The following is a 20,061-nucleotide window of genomic DNA, read 5'->3' on the forward strand; positions in this document are numbered from 1 at the left end:
CCGGCCTTATTCTCAATTTGAATCGCATTGGAAAATGCGCATGGTGGTATGCGGGACAATACTCGCGAAGGTGCGCGCTATGCCAAAAATCGACCGCTCTGCTGACGGTGACTATGTGACTTTACAGGACCAATCCGGGACCCTGAGATTTCACGCGATCTGGCTGCGCGACAATGCGCAGGACGATCTGACCCGCGCCCCGGGCAATGGCCAAAAGCTGATCGCGTTGCGAGATATTCCACCTGACACGTCGATTGCTGACGCGCGCATGGTCAACGGATCCGTTGAGGTGACCTTTGCGCCCGAAAATAAGACGGTGCGGTTCGATCCCGACTGGATGCGCGACAATGCCTATGACCAAGCCGGGCAGACCGAGAACGCGGGGTGGGTTCCGGGCGATATTGAAACCTGGGACAACGGCCTGGTGGCCGATATTCCTGTGGGGGATTATGATCGGCTGCGTGCCGATGACGCCGCACGCTTGCGGTGGCTGGATGCGCTGTGTTGCTTTGGCTTTGCCAAGGTGGACGGCATGCCGGTGAAACAAGGCGCGCTGTTCGATCTGGTCGCCCTTTTCGGGTTTGTCCGAGAAACCAACTACGGGCGTCTTTTTGAGGTGCGCACGCAGGTCAATCCCACAAACCTGGCCTACACCGGCTTGGGACTGCAGGCGCATACCGACAATCCCTACCGTGATCCGGTCCCGACTGTTCAGGTGCTTTATTGTCTCGAAAGCTCTGCTGCGGGGGGCGAGAACATGGTGGTTGATGGATTTGCCGTGGCACAAAGGCTGCGGGGGGAAAACGCACGGTACTTCGATTTGCTGAGCCGTCATTGTGCGCGATTTGAATACGCGGGAGAGGCCGGTGTTTGCCTGCGGTCAAAACGTCCGGTGATCGAGCTTGCGCCGGACGGGGCCTTGCGGGGCGTTCGGTTCAACAACAGGTCAATGGCACCGCCGCGTGATGTGCCCTTCGCGGATATGGCGGATTGGTACGCGGCCCTGCGGCGCTTTGGCGAGATTGTCGATGACCCGGCGATGGAAGTGGCCTTTCGCCTTGAGCCCGGCGAGGCGTTTGTTGTTGATAACACGCGGGTTCTGCACGCGCGCAAGGGGTATTCAGGGGCGGGGTCCCGGTGGTTGCAAGGGTGTTACGCCGACATGGACGGGTTGCGATCCACCCGGGACAGTCTGGCGGAGGCCACACAATGACAGTCGCCATTGAGGACCTGAGCGCAAAAACCATCGTTGCCTTTCTGGGTGATATCTTTGAGCGGCGTGGTAGCGAGGAATATCTGGGCGAGCCTGTCACCATGGGGGAGCATATGCTGCAGGGGGCGACCTTTGCCGAGGCCGAGGGGCATCCCGAAGAGATCATCGTTGGTGCGCTGTTGCATGACGTGGGGCATTTCACTTCGGAGTTCGGCATGTTCACGATGGATGATACCCACGACCGCTATCATGAAGACGCCGGGGCTGCGGTACTGGAACGGTTCTTTCCTGCGATTATCACGGATTGTGTGCGGTATCACGTTGCGGCCAAACGCTATCTTTGCGCGGTGCGGCCTGAGTATCTGGAGGCACTGTCTGAGGCGTCGGTTCATTCTCTGCAGTTGCAAGGCGGGCCGATGGGTTCTGAAGAAATCGCCGCATTTGAGCGCAACCCCAATCTCGAACAGATCGTGGCGGTGCGCTATCTGGATGATGCCGGCAAAGTCGCGGGTATGCGAACGCCTGATTTCTGGCACTTTGCCCCCATGGTCCAGCGCATGGTGGATCGCCACCACGCGACGCTGCATAACGGGTGAGCGGTGGATGGTTGAAGTTCTTGGATTAAAATCGTGTAATTTCAAAATCTTGATGTTTGAAAGCGGGTAGTCAACGGCGTCTACTAAAAAATTAGTTTGACACGTTGACCCTCACAAGACTAGCGTTGGCGCAGCTGGGGAGGACCAGCTCAATTGAAAATTTGGGAGGAGACAAGATGCGCAAGTATCTGCTCTCCGCGACTGCGGCTATGGCTGTCATCGCGGGGTCTGGGTCTGCTTTTGCCGATGAGGCAGCAGCTCAGAAATGGATCGATCAGGAGTTTCAGCCGTCCACACTGAGCAAGGACGAACAACTGTCAGAGATGCAGTGGTTCATTCAGGCGGCCGAGCCCTATTCCGGTATGGAAATCAACGTGCTTTCTGAAGGCATCCCGACGCACGGCTACGAATCCGAAGTGCTGACAAAAGCGTTTGAGGAAATCACCGGAATCAAGGTGAACCATCAGATCCTGGGTGAGGGCGAAGTGGTGCAGGCTGTGCAGACACAGATGCAGACTAACCGGAACCTCTATGATGGCTATGTCAACGACTCGGACCTCATTGGTACGCACTCGCGGCTGCAGCAGGCCTATAACCTGACCGAACAGATGGCGGGTGAATGGTCGGCGACGACCTCACCGACGCTGGATCTGGACGACTTCATGGGCATCCAGTTTACCACTGGCCCCGATGGCAACCTCTACCAGTTGCCTGACCAGCAGTTTGCGAACCTCTACTGGTTCCGCAAGGACTGGTTCGACCGCGCGGACCTGCAGGAACAGTTCAAGGCCAAGTACGGCTACGATCTGGGCGTGCCGGTTAACTGGTCGGCGTACGAAGATATTGCCGAGTTTTTCTCCGAGGACGTCAAACAGATCGACGGCGTCGATATCTACGGCCACATGGACTACGGCAAGCGCGCGCCCGATCTGGGCTGGCGCATGACCGATGCCTGGCTGTCGATGGCCGGTGCCGGATCGAAGGGTGAGCCAAACGGCGTTCCGATCGACGAATGGGGCATCCGCATGGAAGCGGGCTCGTGCAACCCAGTGGGCGCATCCGTATCCCGTGGTGGCGCGGCAAACGGCCCGGCAGCGGTCTATGCGATCCGCAAATGGGACGAATGGCTGCGCAAATACGCGCCTCCGGGCGCGGCGAGCTATGACTTCTACCAGTCGCTGCCCGCTTTGGCGCAAGGCAACGTGGCCCAGCAGATCTTCTGGTACACTGCCTTTACCGCTGACATGGTCGCCCCGCAGTCCGCGGGCAACAACACAGTGGATGCCGACGGCAACCCGCTGTGGCGGATGGCGCCCAGCCCGCACGGCCCCTACTGGGAAGAAGGCCAGAAGGTTGGCTATCAGGATGTGGGAAGCTGGACGTTCCTCAAATCCACACCGTCTGATCGCGCGCAGGCTGCATGGCTTTATGCACAGTTCGTGACGTCCAAGACCGTGGATGTGAAGAAATCCCACGTGGGTCTGACATTTGCCCGCGACAGCTCTGTGAATCACGAGAGCTTTACCGAGCGCGCGCCCAAGCTGGGGGGGCTGGTTGAATTCTACCGCTCACCTGACCGCGTCGCGTGGTCGCCTACCGGGATCAACGTCCCGGACTATCCCAAGCTGGCCCAGATCTGGTGGCAGCAGATCGGTGACGTGAACTCCGGTGCGTTTACTCCGCAGGAAGCGATGGACCGGTTGGCCGAGGAGATGGATATCACCATGGCCCGCATGCAGGCAGCGGACGAAAGCGCCAACGTATATGGCGGTTGCGGCCCACGCCTGAATGAAGAGCGCGACGCCGAGTATTGGTTCGCCAATGGCGGCGCCAAGCCACCGCTGGACAACGAAAAGCCGCAAGGCGAGACCGTCAACTATGACGATCTGGTCGCGCGCTGGAACCAGTAAGCAAAGGACGGCCCCCGCAGTTCGCGCGGGGGCCATCTGCCGTAGGCCGGGGTTCACCCCGGCACCTGCGGTAAAGCCGGGGTGAACCCTGGCCTACAGGATAGATACATGACCATCGAATTGATCGACGCCTGCAAGCAAGTCCGCGGGATCACGCACATCAAGCCCACATCGCTTAAGATGCGACCGGGGCACTTCAATGTGCTGCTGGGGCAAACCGGATCGGGCAAGACATCCCTGATCAAGCTCATGGCTGGGCTGGATCCGCTGGCGTCCGGGGCGATCCTGTTTGATGGCGAGGACGTGTCGCGCCTGTCCACGCAAAAGCGCAATATTTCGCTCGTGCATCAGTTCTTTGTGAACTACCCGCATATGACGGTCTATGACAACATCGCCTCCCCGTTGCGGGTTGCAGGCATGGCCAAATCCGAAATCGACGGGCGCGTGCAGGAAGCTGCGGATATCCTGCAGCTTGGCCCGATGCTCAACCGTCGTCCGCAAGAGCTTTCGGGCGGCCAGCAGCAGCGCTGCGCGCTCGCCCGCGCCATCGCCAAGGAAAGCCGCGCGGTGTTTCTGGACGAACCGCTGGCCAACCTCGATTACAAACTGCGCGAGGAGTTGCGCGAGCAGTTGCCAGAACTTTTTGCCGGGCGCGGGGCAGTGGTTGTCTATGCCACCTCCGAGCCGGAAGAGGCGTTGCTTTTGGGGGGCGAGACGGCCCTGATGCACGACGGGCATGTGACGCAGTTTGGCCCGACGGCCCAGATCTATCGCAAACCTGCGACACTTGCTGCCGCGCGCGTTTTCTCGGACCCGCCCATCAATGCCGCCGCCATCACCAAGGCCGGAACTCAAGCGCGCATGAAGACCGGTGTGCGCTGGGCCCTGGAAGGGGCCGCCGCGGCCTTGCCGGACGGGGATTACACCGTTGCCGTCCGCCCGCACCACGTCACGCCGGTTTCTGTGTCGCCGCAAACCGTTGCCATGGAAGGCACGGTACAGGTAACAGAGCTGTCCGGTTCTGAATCCAGCGCGCATTTTCAGATGGGTGCCGACAGCTGGGTTTCGCTGGCCCACGGGGTGCACCCCTATGAAATCGGCCAGAACCACACGTTCTATATGGACGCCTCAAAGGCTTTCTATTTCGATGCCGACGGGAGGCTCGTGGCGTAATGGCGAAAATCACCCTCTCAGATCTGCGCCATTCCTATCTGCCGAACCCGTCGGGCCCGGAAGACTATGCGCTTAAGGAGATCGACCTCGATTGGGAGGACGGCGGGGCCTATGCCCTGCTGGGGCCATCGGGTTGCGGCAAATCCACTTTGCTCAATATCATTTCGGGGCTCTTGCAGCCGTCCGAGGGCCGCATTCTTTTTGATGGCAAAGACGTCACCGATCTGCCGCCAGACCAGCGCAATATTGCGCAGGTATTTCAGTTTCCGGTGATTTACGACACGATGACGGTACGCGATAATCTCGCTTTTCCACTGCGCAATCGCGGTGTCGCCGAAACCCGGATCAATGAGCGTGTCTCCGAGATCGCCACCATGCTGGAAGTCGAAGAGATGCTGGATATTCGCGCGTCTCACCTGACGCCGGACAACAAGCAAAAGATATCCATGGGCCGTGGTCTGGTACGCGACGACGTCAATGTTGTGATGTTTGACGAACCACTCACGGTGATTGACCCGCATCTGAAATGGAAATTGCGCTCCAAGCTGAAGGAACTGCACCAGCGGGTGCGCGCCACGATGATCTATGTCACGCATGACCAGACCGAGGCGTTGACCTTTGCGGATCAGGTCGTGGTCATGCAGGACGGCGAGATTGTGCAGATTGGCACCCCGGTCGAACTCTTCGAGCGGCCACAGCATACCTTCGTGGGTCATTTCATCGGATCACCGGGCATGAATATCCTGCCCGCGGAACAAGATCAGGGGATCATTCGCTTTCACGGTGAAGCGGTTGCGATCGAAGGCGCGGTCACGGGCGAGGGCGGCAAGACAGAACTGGGCGTGCGGCCCGAATTCGTCACCTTGGCAGAGGCAGGCATACCCGCACGGGTGCGCAAGGTATCTGATGTGGGCCGCCATGCGGTGATTGAAACGGTCGTGGGCGACACCCCGGTCAGGGCCGTTGTCGACGATGCAGACGTCGAACAGGGCGCCGAAGTGCATCTGGCCTTCCGCCCCGACCAGACGCGTCTTTACCGTGATGGCTGGATCAGCTCAGAGGTATCATCATGAAGCCATCCGCCCTGCATTTTCTGGCCAGAAATATCCCGGGGGGCCGCGCACCGCGCGGCGGGGGCAGCGCCCCCTCGACCACCCCGGCAAGGAGCATCCCATGAAGACAGAAAACCAACGCGCGTGGTTTTTCGTGCTGCCCGTCCTGCTGCTGGTTGCATTCAATGCGCTGGTGCCGATCATGACAGTGGTCAACTATTCTGTGCAGGAAACATTCGGAAATAACGTGTTTTTCTGGCAGGGGCTAGACTGGTTCGAGCAAATCCTGCGCTCTGACCGGTTCCATGCAGCCCTTGGCCGCCAGTTTCTGTTCACGTTTCTGATCCTGATCATCGAGATCCCGCTTGGCATAATCGTGGCGCTCGCCATGCCGCGCAAGGGCATGTGGGTGCCGGTATGCCTTGTCACCATGGCCTTGCCGATGCTGATCCCGTGGAACGTCGTGGGGTCGATGTGGAACATCTTTACCCTGCCCAATATCGGCTTGTTGGGATACTTCATGAACGATGTGCTGGGGGTGAACTACGATATGACCCAGCAGCCGATTTCGGCCTGGATCACGATCGTTGTGATGGACGTCTGGCACTGGACGTCGCTGGTTGTCCTGCTCAGCTACGCCGGCCTCGTGTCGATCCCCGATGCCTATTATCAGGCGGCCAAAATTGACGGCGCGTCCCCGTGGAAAGTGTTCCGCTACATCCAGCTGCCCAAGATGAAGACGGTGCTGACCATCGCGGTCCTGCTGCGGTTCATGGACAGCTTCAATATCTACACCGAACCCTTCGTGCTGACGGGGGGAGGGCCCGGAAACTCGACCACGCTATTGTCGATTGACCTGGTGAAAATCGCGCTGGGACAATTTGACCTTGGCCCGGCAGCCGCGATGAGCCTGATCTACTTTGCCATCACTTTGCTGGTGAGCTGGCTTTTCTATACCCTGATGACCAAGGATGACGCGCAATGAAGAAACGCTCCCTCATCCCGATCCTCTACATCGCCTTTCTGCTGCTGCCGATCTACTGGCTGGTGGCGATGTCGTTCAAGACAACTCAGGAGATCCTGGGCGGCTTTAGCCTGTTTCCCCAGACCTTCACGCTGGAGAATTACCGCGTCATCTTCACCGATCCCACGTGGTACTGGGGCTACATCAACTCGATTATCTATGTGTCGCTCAATACGGTGATCTCTGTGGCGGTGGCGCTGCCAGCGGCCTATGCCTTTTCGCGCTACCGCTTTCTGGGCGACAAGCAGCTGTTTTTCTGGCTGCTCACGAACCGCATGGCCCCGGCAGCGGTTTTTGCGCTGCCATTCTTTCAGCTTTATTCCTCGGTCGGTCTGTTTGATACCCATCTTGCTGTCGCGTTGGCGCACTGTCTTTTTAACATCCCGCTGGCGGTCTGGATCCTTGAAGGGTTCATGGGCGGAGTGCCCAAAGAGCTGGACGAAACGGCCTATGTCGACGGCTATTCGTTCCCGCGCTTTTTTCTCACCATCTTCCTGCCCACGATCAAGGCAGGCGTCGGGGTGGCGGCGTTTTTCTGCTTCATGTTCTCATGGGTCGAATTGTTGCTGGCCAAGACGCTGACGGCAGTTGAAGCAAAGCCGATTGCGGCCACAATGACCAAGACCGCATCGTCAGCGGGCTATGAACTTGGCCTGTTGGCAGCAGCCGGGACGCTCACCATCATCCCTGGTGCCATCGTGATCTATTTCGTCCGAAACTACATCGCCAAGGGCTTTGCTCTGGGGAGGGTGTGATGCTGAGACTGCTGACAATTCTTTCCGTCCTGCTGGCGAGCCCTGCAGTGGCACAGTGGAGCAATGTCGCCAAGAAAGAAGAAGAGACCGGATTCAGCTGGACCGATCCGCTTTGGCCCGCATTCTGGATGGCCTGGACCCCGGCGACCTTTGCGCTTTTCTGTGGCATCTTTGGTGCCATTGCGGTCATCGGTTTGCTGGAGGGGTTCAAATATCGCGACGGGATCGAACGCAAAGGCATCCTAGGGCTGACGACCACGCTGGGAGATCGACTGTTTATCACGCTGCTTGGCACGACCTACATCTTCCTTGCCTGGCTCGGTATTGTGGGCCAGCCGCTGTGGTGGCCATTGGGGCTGAGTATAGTGTGGGGCGTCTTTTGTTTCCGCAAAGTGTGAGAATCCGCTTTGGAATATGAAACCCATGCGCTTTACTCACCGCGCGGCATGTCTGCGAGACAGTCCGGGATAGGACAGGAATGAAGAAAAAGAAAAGCGAACTGCTGACCGAAGTGGAGCTGGAGTTCATGAGCGAGCTCTGGGGTCTGGGCGAGGGCACCGTGCGCGACGTGCTTGCGCGCCTGCCGGAAGACCGCAATCTGGCCTACACGTCGGGGGCGACCATCCTGCGTATTCTGGAGCAAAAGGGCTTTGTCACCAGTCGAAAGGCGGGCAAGAGCCATGTCTATGTACCGGCGCTGGCAAAGGATGCCTATCAGATCCGATCTCTCAAGGATCTTTCCGCGAAACTCTTTGACGGCACACCGGCCTCGCTGGTGGCACGGCTGGTAGATGATGACGCGCTCACAGAAGACGCATTGGGGCAAATCCGGGCATTGGTTGATCGGAGGTTGAAAAATGATAGCGGGTGAAGCACTGCTCGACGCGTTCATAAATGCCAATATCTTGTTCTTGCTGGGCTACGCACTGTGGTTTGGTGTCCGTGCCGCAATGACCGGTCTTGGCCTTGGGCATGCCTATGGCACGCAATTGAAACTTCTCAATGCGGTCTTTGTTGCGATCCTTTGCGCGCCATTCGTGGCGCTGGCATTCGCGGTGTTGCAAGGCACCGGGATGACAAGAGGCGTCAACGTCAATCTTTCGGATATGGTGGTGTCGTACTATCTGAACGGCGGATTTGAGATGAATTCATCTCAATTCGAGGGGCTGGTGCTGGCGCGTGATACTTTTCTGCTGGACTTGCTGAACGGGCAGGGCGCCGTGGCGCAGACCTTTATTGCACTGTTCCTCGTCGGTTTTTGCGTCGGCGTTCTGAGGCTGGCCTATTCCGTATTTTGCCTTTGGCGCATCGTATCCAGCGGCTATAGCTGGCGGCGCATCGGACGCATTCGGATTCGCGTGTCCGACAGAACGCTGGTGCCGTTTTCCACGCGCGGCTGGCGCAATTATTACGTGGTGCTTCCGTCGCAGTCACTGGGGCGGTACGAAGAACTGCAGGTTGCACTGGCGCATGAATTTCAGCACATCCGCCAGGGAGATCTGGAATGGGAAGTGCTGATGGAAGCGCTCAAGCCCTTCTTTTTCTTTAACCCCGCGTACCGTGGCTGGAAACGGCGGGTTGAACATCTGCGCGAACTGAATTGCGATAGTGCGGTGCTGTCTTTGGGGCGTATCCAGATCCGTGCGTATTGTGACAGCCTGCTGTCTGTGTGCCAGCGCACCTTGCGGCGGGATCGTGCGATGGTGCTTGCCGTGCCTAAGGTGACGCTGGTGACGGCGGATCGGACTTCTTTGTTTGGGCGCAACGGGGGGTTTCTGGCACAGCGCATTCAGTCGATTCTTGAAGCGCGCCGCCCGTCGCATCAGCGCCTGATCTTTGCGATGCTGGCGATACCGCTGTTGTCGGCGATTGTCCTGATGACCGTCGCAATCCAAAGTCCCGGTGACTGGAGCCATGATCGATTGATGCTCTCGACGGTCGTCAACCTTGACCGCATGGACGAGATCAACCGGCTTTCTACCTTTGGCCGGGTGCGCAACTGAGGCCAGATCACTGGCTGTGCGCTGTTTCGCCCTTCGGTTTCGGTTTGGATGACGCTATTCATGACGGCAATTAGGTGTGCGAGCGGCTGACCCATGACATCTTTCCCGGACTTCCGACTGGAAACCCATTTCGCCAAATGGGAGTTCAAGGCGCGATATCATATGACCGCGTCAGACGCGCAGTCGCTGTCCCTGCGGGAATTGCTGGACTTGGCGCGCCCGGAAGATCGCGCCGCCTTTGATGATTTGTGGCTGGGATACACCGAGACCTATGGCGCGCCTGAGCTGAGGGATGAGATTGCCCGCACCTACGTGCGACAGGACGCGCGCAACGTGTTATGTTTCGCGGGTGCCAGCGAAGGCATTTTTGCAGCGAACCATGTGCTGTTGGATCGTGACAGTCATGCCATCGTTGTCACGCCGAACTATCAATCGCACGAGACATTGCCGGTTTCGATCTGCGAGGCAACGGGCGTGCCGCTGGACGCAAATGACAATTGGTCGCTGGATATTGACCGCGTTGCAGACGCGATCCGGCCCAACACGCGGCTTGTCACGATCAACTTTCCGCACAATCCCACTGGTGCCATCCTGCCATTGGAGCGCTATCAGGCGTTGATTGCACTGTGTCGCAAGCATGGCATCTATATTCTGCATGACGAGATTTTCTGTGGCCTCGGCCCCAGCGGCACCAGCTATCTTCCGTTCGTGGCGGATGAATACGAGCGCGGCCTGTCCCTGAATGTGATGTCCAAAGCCTACGGTTTACCGGGTTTGCGTATCGGGTGGATTGCCTGCCAGGACACCGAACTGCTGTCACGGATGGAGCGGTTGAAACACTATCTGTCGATTTGCAATGCGGCACCGAGCGAACAGTTGTCGCTGATCGCGTTGCGTGCGCGGGGCGCGATCCTTGCCCGCAATTGCGCGATTGTGGATGAAAATTTGCCGAAATGGGACGCTTTCTTTGCCCGACACGCTGAGCTTTTTGAGTGGCAGCGTCCCGACGGGTCCTGCATGGCCTTCCCGCGCTACAAGGGTGCGGATGGGGTCGAGGCATTTTGTGCGGCATTGGTCGAGGAAAGCGGCGTGTTGTTCTTGCCAAGTACGATCTACCGTTCCGATCTGGGCGAGACGCCCAAGGATCGGTTCCGGCTGGGATTCGGACGCAAAGGTCTGGACGAAGGCATCGCGGCGCTGGATGAATATCTGAGCCAGAACACGGCGCGCTAGCACGGTGCCCTTTGGAGCCCGCGCTTTCTGCTTTTTGGCTCAGACAGGTTCTCCGCGTGCAACGGCGGATTGTACTTCTTTGATCTCTGGTTCGCTCAGCCCGTAGATCTGCGCGGCGGCCTGTGCGGATATATAGCCCCGGGCCAGATCGCGTTTGATCAGGGCTGTGACCCGTTCTGCAGGGTCGCCATAGCCCGCGCCACCCGGGAAGGCCATCACCACGCGCCGTCCGTGCGGGACGAATTGCTTGCCTTTGACGCGCATCGGGGTCCCGTCATCCTGAGCAATGGTTGTGGGGGCGCCCATACCGCCGCCGCGTCTGCCCCGAGCAGGGTGGTCGCCCCGGTCAAACATGGCCTGAATGTCAAACTCGTGCCCCTCCATCGCGCCGACTTCCATGTATTGCCCAAGCCCGCCGCGGGTCTTGCCCGCGCCGCCGCTGTCAGGACGCAGTTCCTTACGCCAGATGATCACGGGGCCTGCGTGTTCGGTTGCCTCGATGGGCATGGTCATCACGCCCGATGGGAAGGCCGTCGCGTTGAGCCCGTCATGCGCAGGTCGCGCACCAGATCCGCCGGAGTTGAAGGTGAGCACCTCGGACCGGCGCGCATCGGCGGGGGCCGGGGCATCGGTGCGGGGACGCAGCGAGACCTGAAAGTTGCACAGGCAGCCTGCGCCCTCTGCCGGCACGAGGCCCGGCACGATTTTGTCGAAGGCATCAAAGACCGCATCCGGCACGAAGTGCCCGACAATGTGGCGCAGGGCGACTGGCGCGGGATGCAGGGCGTTGACGATGGTGTTTTCCGGGGCCGTGACCTCGAACGGGGCAAGCGAGGCGGCGTTGTTCGGGATGTCAGGCGCAATCGCGACCTTAAGCGCGTAGCAGGCATAGGCCTTGGTATAAACCAGCGGGCAGTTGATCCCTTTCTTGTCGAGCCTTGAGGTGCCGGTGAAATCGGTGACGATCCGGTCCTCGTGCACCGATACGCTGACCTTCAGCGTGATGGGAACGTCAAATCCGTCTACGGTCATCTCTCCGCGTGCTTCTTTGCGGGGCAGGGCCGCGATGGCCTTGAGGGTCGCGCGGCGGGAGTTGTCGAGGATAAAGGCGGCAATGTCGTCCAGATGGTCGAGATCAAATTCGTGCATCATCTCTGTCAGGCGGCGATGACCAATCTCATTGCAGGTCGCCAACGCATAGATGTCGCCGATCAGCTGGTCGGGTTCACGGACGTTTCCGCGAATGATCCGTGTCAGGGTGGCATCGACTTCCCCCTGATCCGCGAACTTCATGATGGGAATATAAAGCCCTTCCTCGTAGACGCTGTGGGCGTCCGCGCCAAAGCCGCGCCCGCCGATATCGACGATATGTGCCGTGCAGGCAAAAAAGCCCACCAGCACGTCCTTGTGGAAGGACGGTGTGACCATGGTGATGTCATGCAAGTGGCCTGTGCCTTCCCATGGGTCATTGGTGATATAGATGTCACCCTGCAGGATGTTCTGTCGCCCGATGCGGCGAATGAAGTGCGCAACCGCGTCCGCCATGGCGTTGACGTGGCCCGGCGTGCCGGTGATCGCCTGCGCCAGCATGCGGCCCTGAGGATCATAGACCCCGGCAGAGAGATCGCCCGCCTCGCGGACAGAGGTGGAGAAAGCGGTGCGTACCAGCGCTTGCGCCTGTTCTTCAACGACCGAGATGAGGCGGTTCCACATGACCTGATAGGCGACGGTGGAGTGTTCTTTTGCCATGTCGTTATCCTTTTGCGCCGGTGCGGTGAGGTGTTCCGCTGATATCGATGCATCCGTCAGGCTGGCGGATGGCCTGCATGCTGGCAGGGATAATGATGGTTGTTTCTGCCTCTGTCACGGCGGCAGGGCCCTGAGCCACCTCACCGGTTTGCATTGCGTCACGCGAAATGGTCTGCGCCGACAGATAAGCGCCAGAGGCCGGATCAAACACGTCTCTTTGGCCATATGCTGTCGCGTTGCCGCCCGTGGTGGCGGCCGCAATCGGCGCTACGTGTTCCGGCGGGGTTGTGGCATTGACGGACCAGACGGTGATTTCAATGTCCATTCCAGCGACGGCGCGCCCGAAGAGCTTGATGTAGTCTTCTTCGAAGCGCGCTTGAAAGATCGCGGCATCGGGATTTTTCGCCTGCCTTTCCGTCAGAGAGATGGGGATTTCCCAGCCCTGGCCGGTGTAGCGCATGTACACCTTGAACTCTGACAGGATTTCCGCCTGCGCATCGCAGGTGCGAACGAAACCCGTCGCCTCCGCTTCCAGATCTGTCAGCAGATTGGCGATACTGTTGGCGTCAAAGTCGCTGAGTTTCATGTAGACAGACCGGTTGGCTTCGAAGCTGTAAGGCGCGCGCAGGAACCCGATGGCAGAGCCGACACCGGCACCCGGCGGCACGATCAGCCGGGTTACGCCCAGTTTTTCGCACAGGCGCCCAGCATGAAGGGGGGCCGCGCCGCCAAAAGCAATCATGGTATAGTCGCTGAGGTCTTCGCCGTTTTCGACAGCGTGAACCCGTGCGGCATTGGCCATATTTTCATCGACCACTTCCGCGACGCCGAATGCGGCCTCGACCGCATCCATGTCGAGGGTGTCGCCGATATGGGCTGATAGTGCTGTGGTCGCCTGATCGGGATGCAAGCGGATAGAGCCGCCAGCAAAATTTTCCGGATCAAGTTTGCCCAGAACCAGGTCCGCATCCGTCACGCCGGGCCTTTCGCCGCCCCGGCCGTAACAGGCGGGCCCCGGTTCCGATCCGGCGCTTTCTGGGCCGACGCGGATTTGGCGCATGTTGTCCACATGCGCGAGTGATCCCCCGCCAGCGCCGATTTCGACCATATCGATGACGGGAATGGAGATCGGCATGCCCGATCCCTTCTTGAAACGGTAGGTGCGCGCGACCTCAAAGACGCGGGCGGTTTTGGGGCTTTGGTCCTTGATCAGACAGATCTTGGCGGTCGTGCCGCCCATGTCAAAGCTGAGCGCCTTGTCGATGCCGTAGCGTGCCGCGATATGGGCGGCAAAGACCGCACCCCCGGCTGGCCCGGATTCAACCAGCCGCACCGGAAAGTCTGCGGCATTTTGCAGCGATATGATGCCGCCCCCGGAATGCATTAGAAATATGCGACATGTGACACCTTCGGCCTTGAGACGGTTCTCAAGGCGGCCGAGGTAGGACGCCATCAGCGGCTTGATATAGGCATTGGCCACGACCGTGTTGAAGCGTTCGTATTCGCGCATCTGTGGGCTGACCTCGGAAGAGATGGACACCGCAGCCTCTGGCAGGCGCTCTGCCAGCACATCGCGCACCATCTCTTCGTGGGCGGGGTTCAGGTAGGAATGGATGAGGCCAACAGCCACGCTTTCAAACCCCGCAGCGGTGATCTGATCGACCACGGCTTCGATATCCGCACGTTCAAGCGGGATCATGACCTCGCCCTTGGCATTCACGCGTCCCGGCACGGTAAAGCGCATCTGTCGCGGTAGCAGGGGGTCGGGCAATTGCAGGTTCAGGTCGTATTGTTCAAAGCGGCTTTCGGTGCGCATTTCGATGACGTCGCGAAACCCCTCTGTGGTGATCAGTGCGGTTTTCGCGCCGCGACGTTCGATCAACGCATTGGTGGCCAATGTCGTGCCGTGGATAATCTGGCCAATGTCACCAGGGGTTGCGCCCGCTTTGGCGCAGACCTGATGCAACCCATCGATGATCGCGTCTTCTGGTGCGGTGTAGGTCGTCAGCACCTTGGTTGAAAAGCTTTGCCCGGCGCGTTCGAGCACGACGTCGGTAAAGGTTCCGCCGATGTCGACACCCAGACGTACTGGTGATGATGCCATGTCTTAACGCTCTCCATATCGTGCCAACCCCGGGACTGGGGCGAAGGTGTCGGGGCACGATAGCGCCTTCGGGTGGCAGAGAGAAATTGATATAATTTCTTGGGGTGATCAGTTTTGTTGATCGTCAAAACGTGCTGCTGCTTGTGCGGCAAGGGCGCTGGCCTTGGCGACGAAGCGCGCGGAGCGGTCGGGATCGAAACGTGAATAGGTTTCCAGCGCGCTGGGCGTCCAGTCGCAGGAAAGTTCAACAAGGGTGCCAGCAGCGACGGCGTCCTGCACCAGAGGTTTCGGCAAGAGGGCTACCCCCATGCCATCCATGGCCATTGGCAAACAGGATGCCAAGCTGCTGGAGTTAACGATCTGACCCTTGTCGAACCCGCCCGCATCCGCAAATGCCTCAAGTTCCTGAACGGCCTGCGTGTGCCGGGCATGGGTCAGGATCGATTGGTCAAAGACTGTTGCCATCCGGGGCGATCGTCCGATTGTTTCAGCCGTCTTGGGGATCGCCAACCAGGCATAGGGCGCCGTGCCAATGGGTGTGCAGGCTGCAGATTGATCTGGCTTGGCGCCCGATTGCAGGACCAGATCGAGGGCACCGACGGCCATTTGCCGGTCGATCTCGTGGGCGAGGTCGACCTGCAGCGCGACCTTCACGGACGGATACACAGCGCGGAACCGGCGCAGGAAATCATGGAGCCATGTGCAGGCGACCAATTCGGTGACCCCAAGGCGCAGTCGGTCTTCCATCAGATCCCGTCGATCCGCCACTTCAAGAAACGCCTCACCTGACCGGATCACGGCGCGTGCTGCCGTGACGAGCTCAGCGCCCGTCGCCGTCAGCCGAACCGACCCTGCATCGCGGTGCATGAGAACAACGTCCAGCACTGTCTCCAGCGAGGCGATACGTGCCGAGACGTTGGGTTGAGTCGTCCCAAGGGCGAGGGCTGCCTTGCGAAACGTGCCTTGGTCGACAACCTGAACAAGCGCTTCGAGTTGTTTGAGTGTGATGCGGCTTTTTATCATCTGACACTTATAGGATCACCAATCTTGATCGATCAAGGGCGGCGCAGGGGCGGCACGCGCGCTTGCAGGTTTTGTTCTGGTCTGCCGATTTCCTGCGCCAAGGCCGAGACCCGTCCTGCGCAGGTACAAAAAATTCACATAAAATGCGCGGCATTCAGGGGCTGAATTTCGACATAATTGGTCCGCCAAAGGTCATATTACACACCTACTTTCGCCAGATATTAAGGGTCTTCTCGGCACAGTAAGAAATCCGTGCCGGAGGCAGTATGTCGATCTCAGAAGAAGAGCAGTTGATGATCGAGCTCGTTAATCGAGCCCGATTGGACCCACTGGGTGAAGCCCAGCGTCTGGGGTTCTCTGAGCAGGAGATTGCACAAATGGGACTGCCCTCGGGATCAGCTGCGGCGCTCGCGGGTATTTCGCAGTTGCAGGCCGCTGCCGAAGCGCACAGTGGGTGGATGCTGCAGACGGACACATTCAGCCATGAAGGTGCCGGAGGATCTCGGGCAGGCGACCGGATCGCAGACGCGGGATATGTCTTTGCCGGTGGATACGCGTGGGGCGAGAATATTGGCTACCGTGCGTCCAGCGGCACCATTGACGCAACAAGTGCGACCTACAATCTGCACCGCGGGCTGTTCGACAGCACGGGTCACCGGAACAACATGCTTAACGACAATTTTGCAGAGATTGGGCTTGGCCTTCAGGCAGGGGACTACCTTGGCTATTCGACCGTGATGGTCACGCAGAATTTTGCAACCACTGCCAGCCGCACGTTCCTGACTGGCGTTGCGTATAATGATGGCGACAACGACGACTTCTATTCCGTCGGCGAAGGTGTTGGCGGGATACGTTTTGCCATCGGCGCGCAATTTGCGACCACCGCAAGTGCGGGCGGCTATGCGATGGAATTCAATGGGATGGGTTGGCAAAACGTGTCAATTACGGGTGCGGGCGTGTCCATGCTTGTTCAGGTTCGTTTCGGCGGCGAGAACGTGAAGCTGGATCTTGTCGATTTCAATACCGTACAGTCCTCGGGCAGTTTAGCGCTGCATTCAGGCGTGGCAAACGGCGTTTTGCTGGGACTTGATGGTCTTAATCTTGCAGGCAATCACACTGACAACGTCCTAACCGGCAACGGTGGGGCCAATACAATCTGGGGCCTCGCGGGCAACGACGTGCTGATCGGTGAGGCTGGAAACGACACCCTTATCGGTGGCTTTGGCAACGATACTGTGCGCGGCGGTCAAGGTTCGGATACGGCTGTGCTTGCAGGCCAGTCAAGCAACGCACAGGTCACGCAGACAGCTGTTGGCATTGCGATCACGCTTGGCGGCCAGACGGATGTTTTTGCCGGTGTTGAAACCTTTCAGTTCTCCGATGCGGCATACAGCTTTGCCGACCTCGTCAATGGTGCACACCTTGACGGAAGTGGTCCAACTGCCGCACCCGCGCCGACATCAATCCAATTGTCCGGAACCAACAGCAACGAGATGCTGCGCGGGGCGTCGGGTTCGGATTTGATTGTCGGGGGCGACGGATTTGACACAATCTATGCCGGGAGCGGCGCCGATACATTGATGGGGCAGAACCACGCCGATGAAATCCACGGCGGTGCCGGCAATGATCTGGCGCTTGGCGGCGAAGGCTTTGACGCGCTTTATGGTGACGCGGGCGAAGATACCTTGCATGGCGAAAACGCGGCGGATCGGCTTTACGGCGGCGATGATGACGATGTGCTCTATGGCGGTGGAAACGTCGGGATGACCTTTGACGGTCTCTGGGGAGAGGCTGGCAATGATCAGCTCTTTGGCAACGCAGGCTTTGACTTTCTGGACGGCGGTGCGGGCAATGACCTGCTGGACGGCGGCACCCAGGCCGACAATCTTTTCGGTGGCACCGGCAACGATACACTGCGCGGCGGGGACGGCAATGACCGCCTGTTTGGTGGCACAGGCAATGATTTTGCGCGCGGCGGCGCGGGCACTGATGCGCTTTTTGGATGCGAGGGTAACGACAGTCTGAACGGCGAGGGTGGCGCGGACCGCCTGTTTGGTGGTGTCGGGAACGATGTTCTGGATGGCAGCGAAGGGCAGGATCGGCTGGACGGCGGCGCAGGTTTCGACCGTCTGATCGGCGGCGCTGGCAATGACATTATCAGGGGCGGTTTTAACGCCGATACCTTCGCGTTTCAGGATGGTCACGGCGATGACGTGATCACCGATTTTGAAGAACTCAATCAGTATGAGACCGTCGATCTTTCCGGCGTCAGCGCGATCGTCAATCTCTACGATCTTTTCCACAACCACCTCAGCCAGGTCGGTGGCAACGTGGTGATCGACACTGGCGCGGGCAACTCGATTACTCTGTTCGACGTCGCGATTGGCGATTTGGATCGCACCGATTTCGAATTCTAGACACAGGTAGTCAGCGCACAGTTGACGGCCCGTGCAAGCCCTCAGAATTGCCTTTTCAAACGTAGAATTCTCGGGTGTGAACGTCTGGTTTTGGCGGCCAAAACTGGCACGCAATTCGCCCATACTTTCTGAGCAGGTTTTCCCGGGTGATGGTGTCGACAGATCTTTTTCGTTGCCCCTGCAAGAGCTTACAAAATCATCGAACGCTGAGCTTGGAATGACACCTCATGCAATCCGGCGGATTCAACCACAGATTGGTTAAGTGATTCTTAATCAATTGCGGCGATTCGATGGACTCAGCCCAAAAGCCTGAAAAGTCGATTAGTGCCAAATCGTAATCAATGCACCATATCTTGCTCTTATGTCTCCAATCCAATCTCAATTATGGCAGAATTGTGGCGCACTTTGAGTAATTTAGGCAAAATTGCAGCATTTCCTTGGTGAAGTTGGAATCCCCCTTTAGTTTGAGTTCTCGTGCAGCGACTGCGTGTCGTTGAGCGGATTTTTGCTGAGATCTTTTGAGTCTCGGAGCGTGATTAGAGGTGTGTATTATGCGGCTTGCGAATTTTGATTATGGCAGCTCGAAAACCAACCCTTCAGCATGGGCGATCGCCCATGCGCTGAGCGAGATGATGATGGCTCAGAGGCTGAGGGATCTGGCGGCACTTTCTCTTCTCACCTTGTCGACGCTGTTCTTCCTGTTGCTCGCCGCCGGACCGGTTCATTCGCAAGCCACGAATTACCCGCTGCCAAGCTGCAGTAATGACGCCGATCTGACATTGTCACTTGTGGACGCCGTGGTGACAGACGGATGTCTGACCAATGACAATACCGATACATACACGGTACGGTTCGATTACGAATTCAACAACAATGGCGCCTCTCAGCGCTACGATGTCCGGTTTGGACTTGCGACACCGACCACCGTGCTGACATCGAGCTGCGCCGATACCGGTACAGTTCTGGACGGTCAGGCGGATTGTGACGATCTTAACCCCGGCGTTCCGATCCCTGGGTCTACCTCTTTTACGTTTACCTGTGATGTACCTGTCGGCAGCGTTTCCTTGCTTGTTGGGTACGCGCCCAACGGCAACACATTTTTCGATGACGATGATCAAATTACGGACGCGTCAAAGGAAAAGTGCCGGATCGAAAGCGGTACGGTAGAAGTTCCGTTCCCAGTTCCGGCCATTGACGTCATCAAAACCGCAGCGGCAATTGATACGGTCGGTGACGGCACGATCAACGCTGCCGGTGAAGTGATCACCTACCAATACACTGTGACGAACGCGACGACAGATGGCACCGTGCCGCTGTCAAATATTGTGCTGACCGATGACAACGCAAGCCCGGGCAACAACCTCGACGACTTCAATCCGACCCTGGTGAGTGGTGACACAAACACCAACAATATACTGGAGCAAGGGGAAACCTGGATCTTTGAGCAGGATGTCGTCGTGACTCAAACCCAGATTGATGCGGGTGATCCGATCTTCAATACAGTAGTCGCGCAGGGCACTACTTCTGGTGGGGCGACTGTTAATGATACTGATACGGAAACTGTTGCTGTCACGTCCAGCCCCAGCTTCACGATTGCCAAGACGGTTGATATCGACGCGATCTCTGCGACGGATACGATCCCGCAGCTTCTGACCTATACGGTCACCGTCACGAACACGGGCAACACGTCGCTGACGAACCCTGACTTTGACGATGTTCTGACGCAGACGGGCAATACCGTTGCGCTGACGTCTGGCCCGACACTGAGCGGGGACGGCGGCACGGCAGGTGTGCTGGATGTGGACGAGG

Annotated in this window: 16 protein-coding genes; 13 read left to right on the top strand and 3 right to left on the bottom strand. The window is 58.5% G+C overall.

Translation table 11 applies throughout. The features are described 5' to 3' along the window. Window positions 1-79 precede the first annotated feature (79 nt). From tmpA to H9Q16_RS19440, 11 genes are all read left to right on the top strand, one after another. Window positions 80-1,213, top strand: a complete 1,134-nt coding sequence (gene tmpA / locus H9Q16_RS19390; RefSeq protein WP_191077122.1) for a 2-trimethylaminoethylphosphonate dioxygenase — start codon at window positions 80-82, stop codon at window positions 1,211-1,213. After that, a complete protein-coding gene (gene tmpB, locus H9Q16_RS19395; protein WP_191077123.1) occupies window positions 1,210-1,809 on the top strand; it encodes a (R)-1-hydroxy-2-trimethylaminoethylphosphonate oxygenase in 600 nt (199 codons plus the stop codon). Before tmpA ends, tmpB begins: the two co-directional genes overlap by 4 nt. Window positions 1,810-1,985: 176 nt before the next feature. Beyond that, window positions 1,986-3,719: an ABC transporter substrate-binding protein gene (locus tag H9Q16_RS19400; protein ID WP_191077124.1), complete on the top strand. Its 1,734-nt coding sequence runs from the start codon at window positions 1,986-1,988 to the stop codon at window positions 3,717-3,719. Window positions 3,720-3,827: 108 nt separating this feature from the next. Next, window positions 3,828-4,892 (top strand): ABC transporter ATP-binding protein, encoded by a 1,065-nt coding sequence (locus tag H9Q16_RS19405; protein ID WP_191077125.1) that lies wholly within the window; start codon window positions 3,828-3,830, stop codon window positions 4,890-4,892. After that, entirely contained in the window at window positions 4,892-5,965 is a 1,074-nt protein-coding gene (locus H9Q16_RS19410) for an ABC transporter ATP-binding protein (RefSeq protein WP_191077126.1), read from the top strand. Before H9Q16_RS19405 ends, H9Q16_RS19410 begins: the two co-directional genes overlap by 1 nt. Before the next feature lie 100 nt (window positions 5,966-6,065). Further along, window positions 6,066-6,929 carry a carbohydrate ABC transporter permease gene (locus H9Q16_RS19415; protein WP_191077127.1) on the top strand — a complete coding sequence of 288 codons (864 nt, stop codon included), beginning with the start codon at window positions 6,066-6,068 and terminating at the stop codon, window positions 6,927-6,929. After that, window positions 6,926-7,723 carry a carbohydrate ABC transporter permease gene (locus H9Q16_RS19420; protein WP_191077128.1) on the top strand — a complete coding sequence of 266 codons (798 nt, stop codon included), beginning with the start codon at window positions 6,926-6,928 and terminating at the stop codon, window positions 7,721-7,723. Before H9Q16_RS19415 ends, H9Q16_RS19420 begins: the two co-directional genes overlap by 4 nt. Continuing rightward, window positions 7,723-8,121 carry a DUF2160 domain-containing protein gene (locus tag H9Q16_RS19425; RefSeq protein WP_191077129.1) on the top strand — a complete coding sequence of 133 codons (399 nt, stop codon included), beginning with the start codon at window positions 7,723-7,725 and terminating at the stop codon, window positions 8,119-8,121. Before H9Q16_RS19420 ends, H9Q16_RS19425 begins: the two co-directional genes overlap by 1 nt. Before the next feature lie 80 nt (window positions 8,122-8,201). Continuing rightward, entirely contained in the window at window positions 8,202-8,594 is a 393-nt protein-coding gene (locus tag H9Q16_RS19430; RefSeq protein ID WP_191077130.1) for a BlaI/MecI/CopY family transcriptional regulator, read from the top strand. Further along, the gene (locus H9Q16_RS19435) at window positions 8,581-9,726 is read left to right on the top strand and encodes a M56 family metallopeptidase (protein WP_191077131.1); all 1,146 of its coding nucleotides are present in this window, start codon (window positions 8,581-8,583) and stop codon (window positions 9,724-9,726) included. The genes H9Q16_RS19430 and H9Q16_RS19435 overlap by 14 nt, the downstream gene beginning before the upstream one ends. A gap of 93 nt (window positions 9,727-9,819) precedes the next feature. Further along, window positions 9,820-10,959: an aminotransferase class I/II-fold pyridoxal phosphate-dependent enzyme gene (locus tag H9Q16_RS19440; RefSeq protein WP_191077132.1), complete on the top strand. Its 1,140-nt coding sequence runs from the start codon at window positions 9,820-9,822 to the stop codon at window positions 10,957-10,959. A 39-nt stretch (window positions 10,960-10,998) separates the two neighbouring features. Here H9Q16_RS19440 and H9Q16_RS19445 read toward each other — a convergent pair whose 3' ends face one another. The 3 genes from H9Q16_RS19445 to H9Q16_RS19455 form a co-directional block, all read right to left on the bottom strand. Beyond that, window positions 10,999-12,708, bottom strand: a complete 1,710-nt coding sequence (locus H9Q16_RS19445) for a hydantoinase B/oxoprolinase family protein (protein WP_191077133.1) — start codon at window positions 12,706-12,708, stop codon at window positions 10,999-11,001. Between the two features lie 4 nt (window positions 12,709-12,712). Further along, window positions 12,713-14,812 carry a hydantoinase/oxoprolinase family protein gene (locus tag H9Q16_RS19450; RefSeq protein ID WP_191077134.1) on the bottom strand — a complete coding sequence of 700 codons (2,100 nt, stop codon included), beginning with the start codon at window positions 14,810-14,812 and terminating at the stop codon, window positions 12,713-12,715. Between the two features lie 108 nt (window positions 14,813-14,920). Then, on the bottom strand, window positions 14,921-15,835 hold the full coding sequence (locus H9Q16_RS19455; protein ID WP_191077135.1) for a LysR family transcriptional regulator: 915 nt from the start codon (window positions 15,833-15,835) through the stop codon (window positions 14,921-14,923). A gap of 266 nt (window positions 15,836-16,101) precedes the next feature. Here H9Q16_RS19455 and H9Q16_RS19460 point away from each other — a divergent pair, with 266 nt between their 5' ends. Both H9Q16_RS19460 and H9Q16_RS19465 read left to right on the top strand, forming a co-directional pair. After that, complete coding sequence (locus H9Q16_RS19460) at window positions 16,102-18,252, top strand: CAP domain-containing protein (protein WP_191077136.1); 2,151 nt, start codon at window positions 16,102-16,104, stop codon at window positions 18,250-18,252. Between the two features lie 551 nt (window positions 18,253-18,803). Then, the coding region (locus tag H9Q16_RS19465) for a DUF7507 domain-containing protein (protein ID WP_216859507.1) at window positions 18,804-20,061 on the top strand (1,258 nt) is incomplete at its 3' end.

The sequence above is a fragment of the Sulfitobacter aestuariivivens genome, from assembly GCF_014763045.1.
Taxonomy (GTDB): Bacteria; Pseudomonadota; Alphaproteobacteria; order Rhodobacterales; family Rhodobacteraceae; genus Sulfitobacter; species Sulfitobacter aestuariivivens.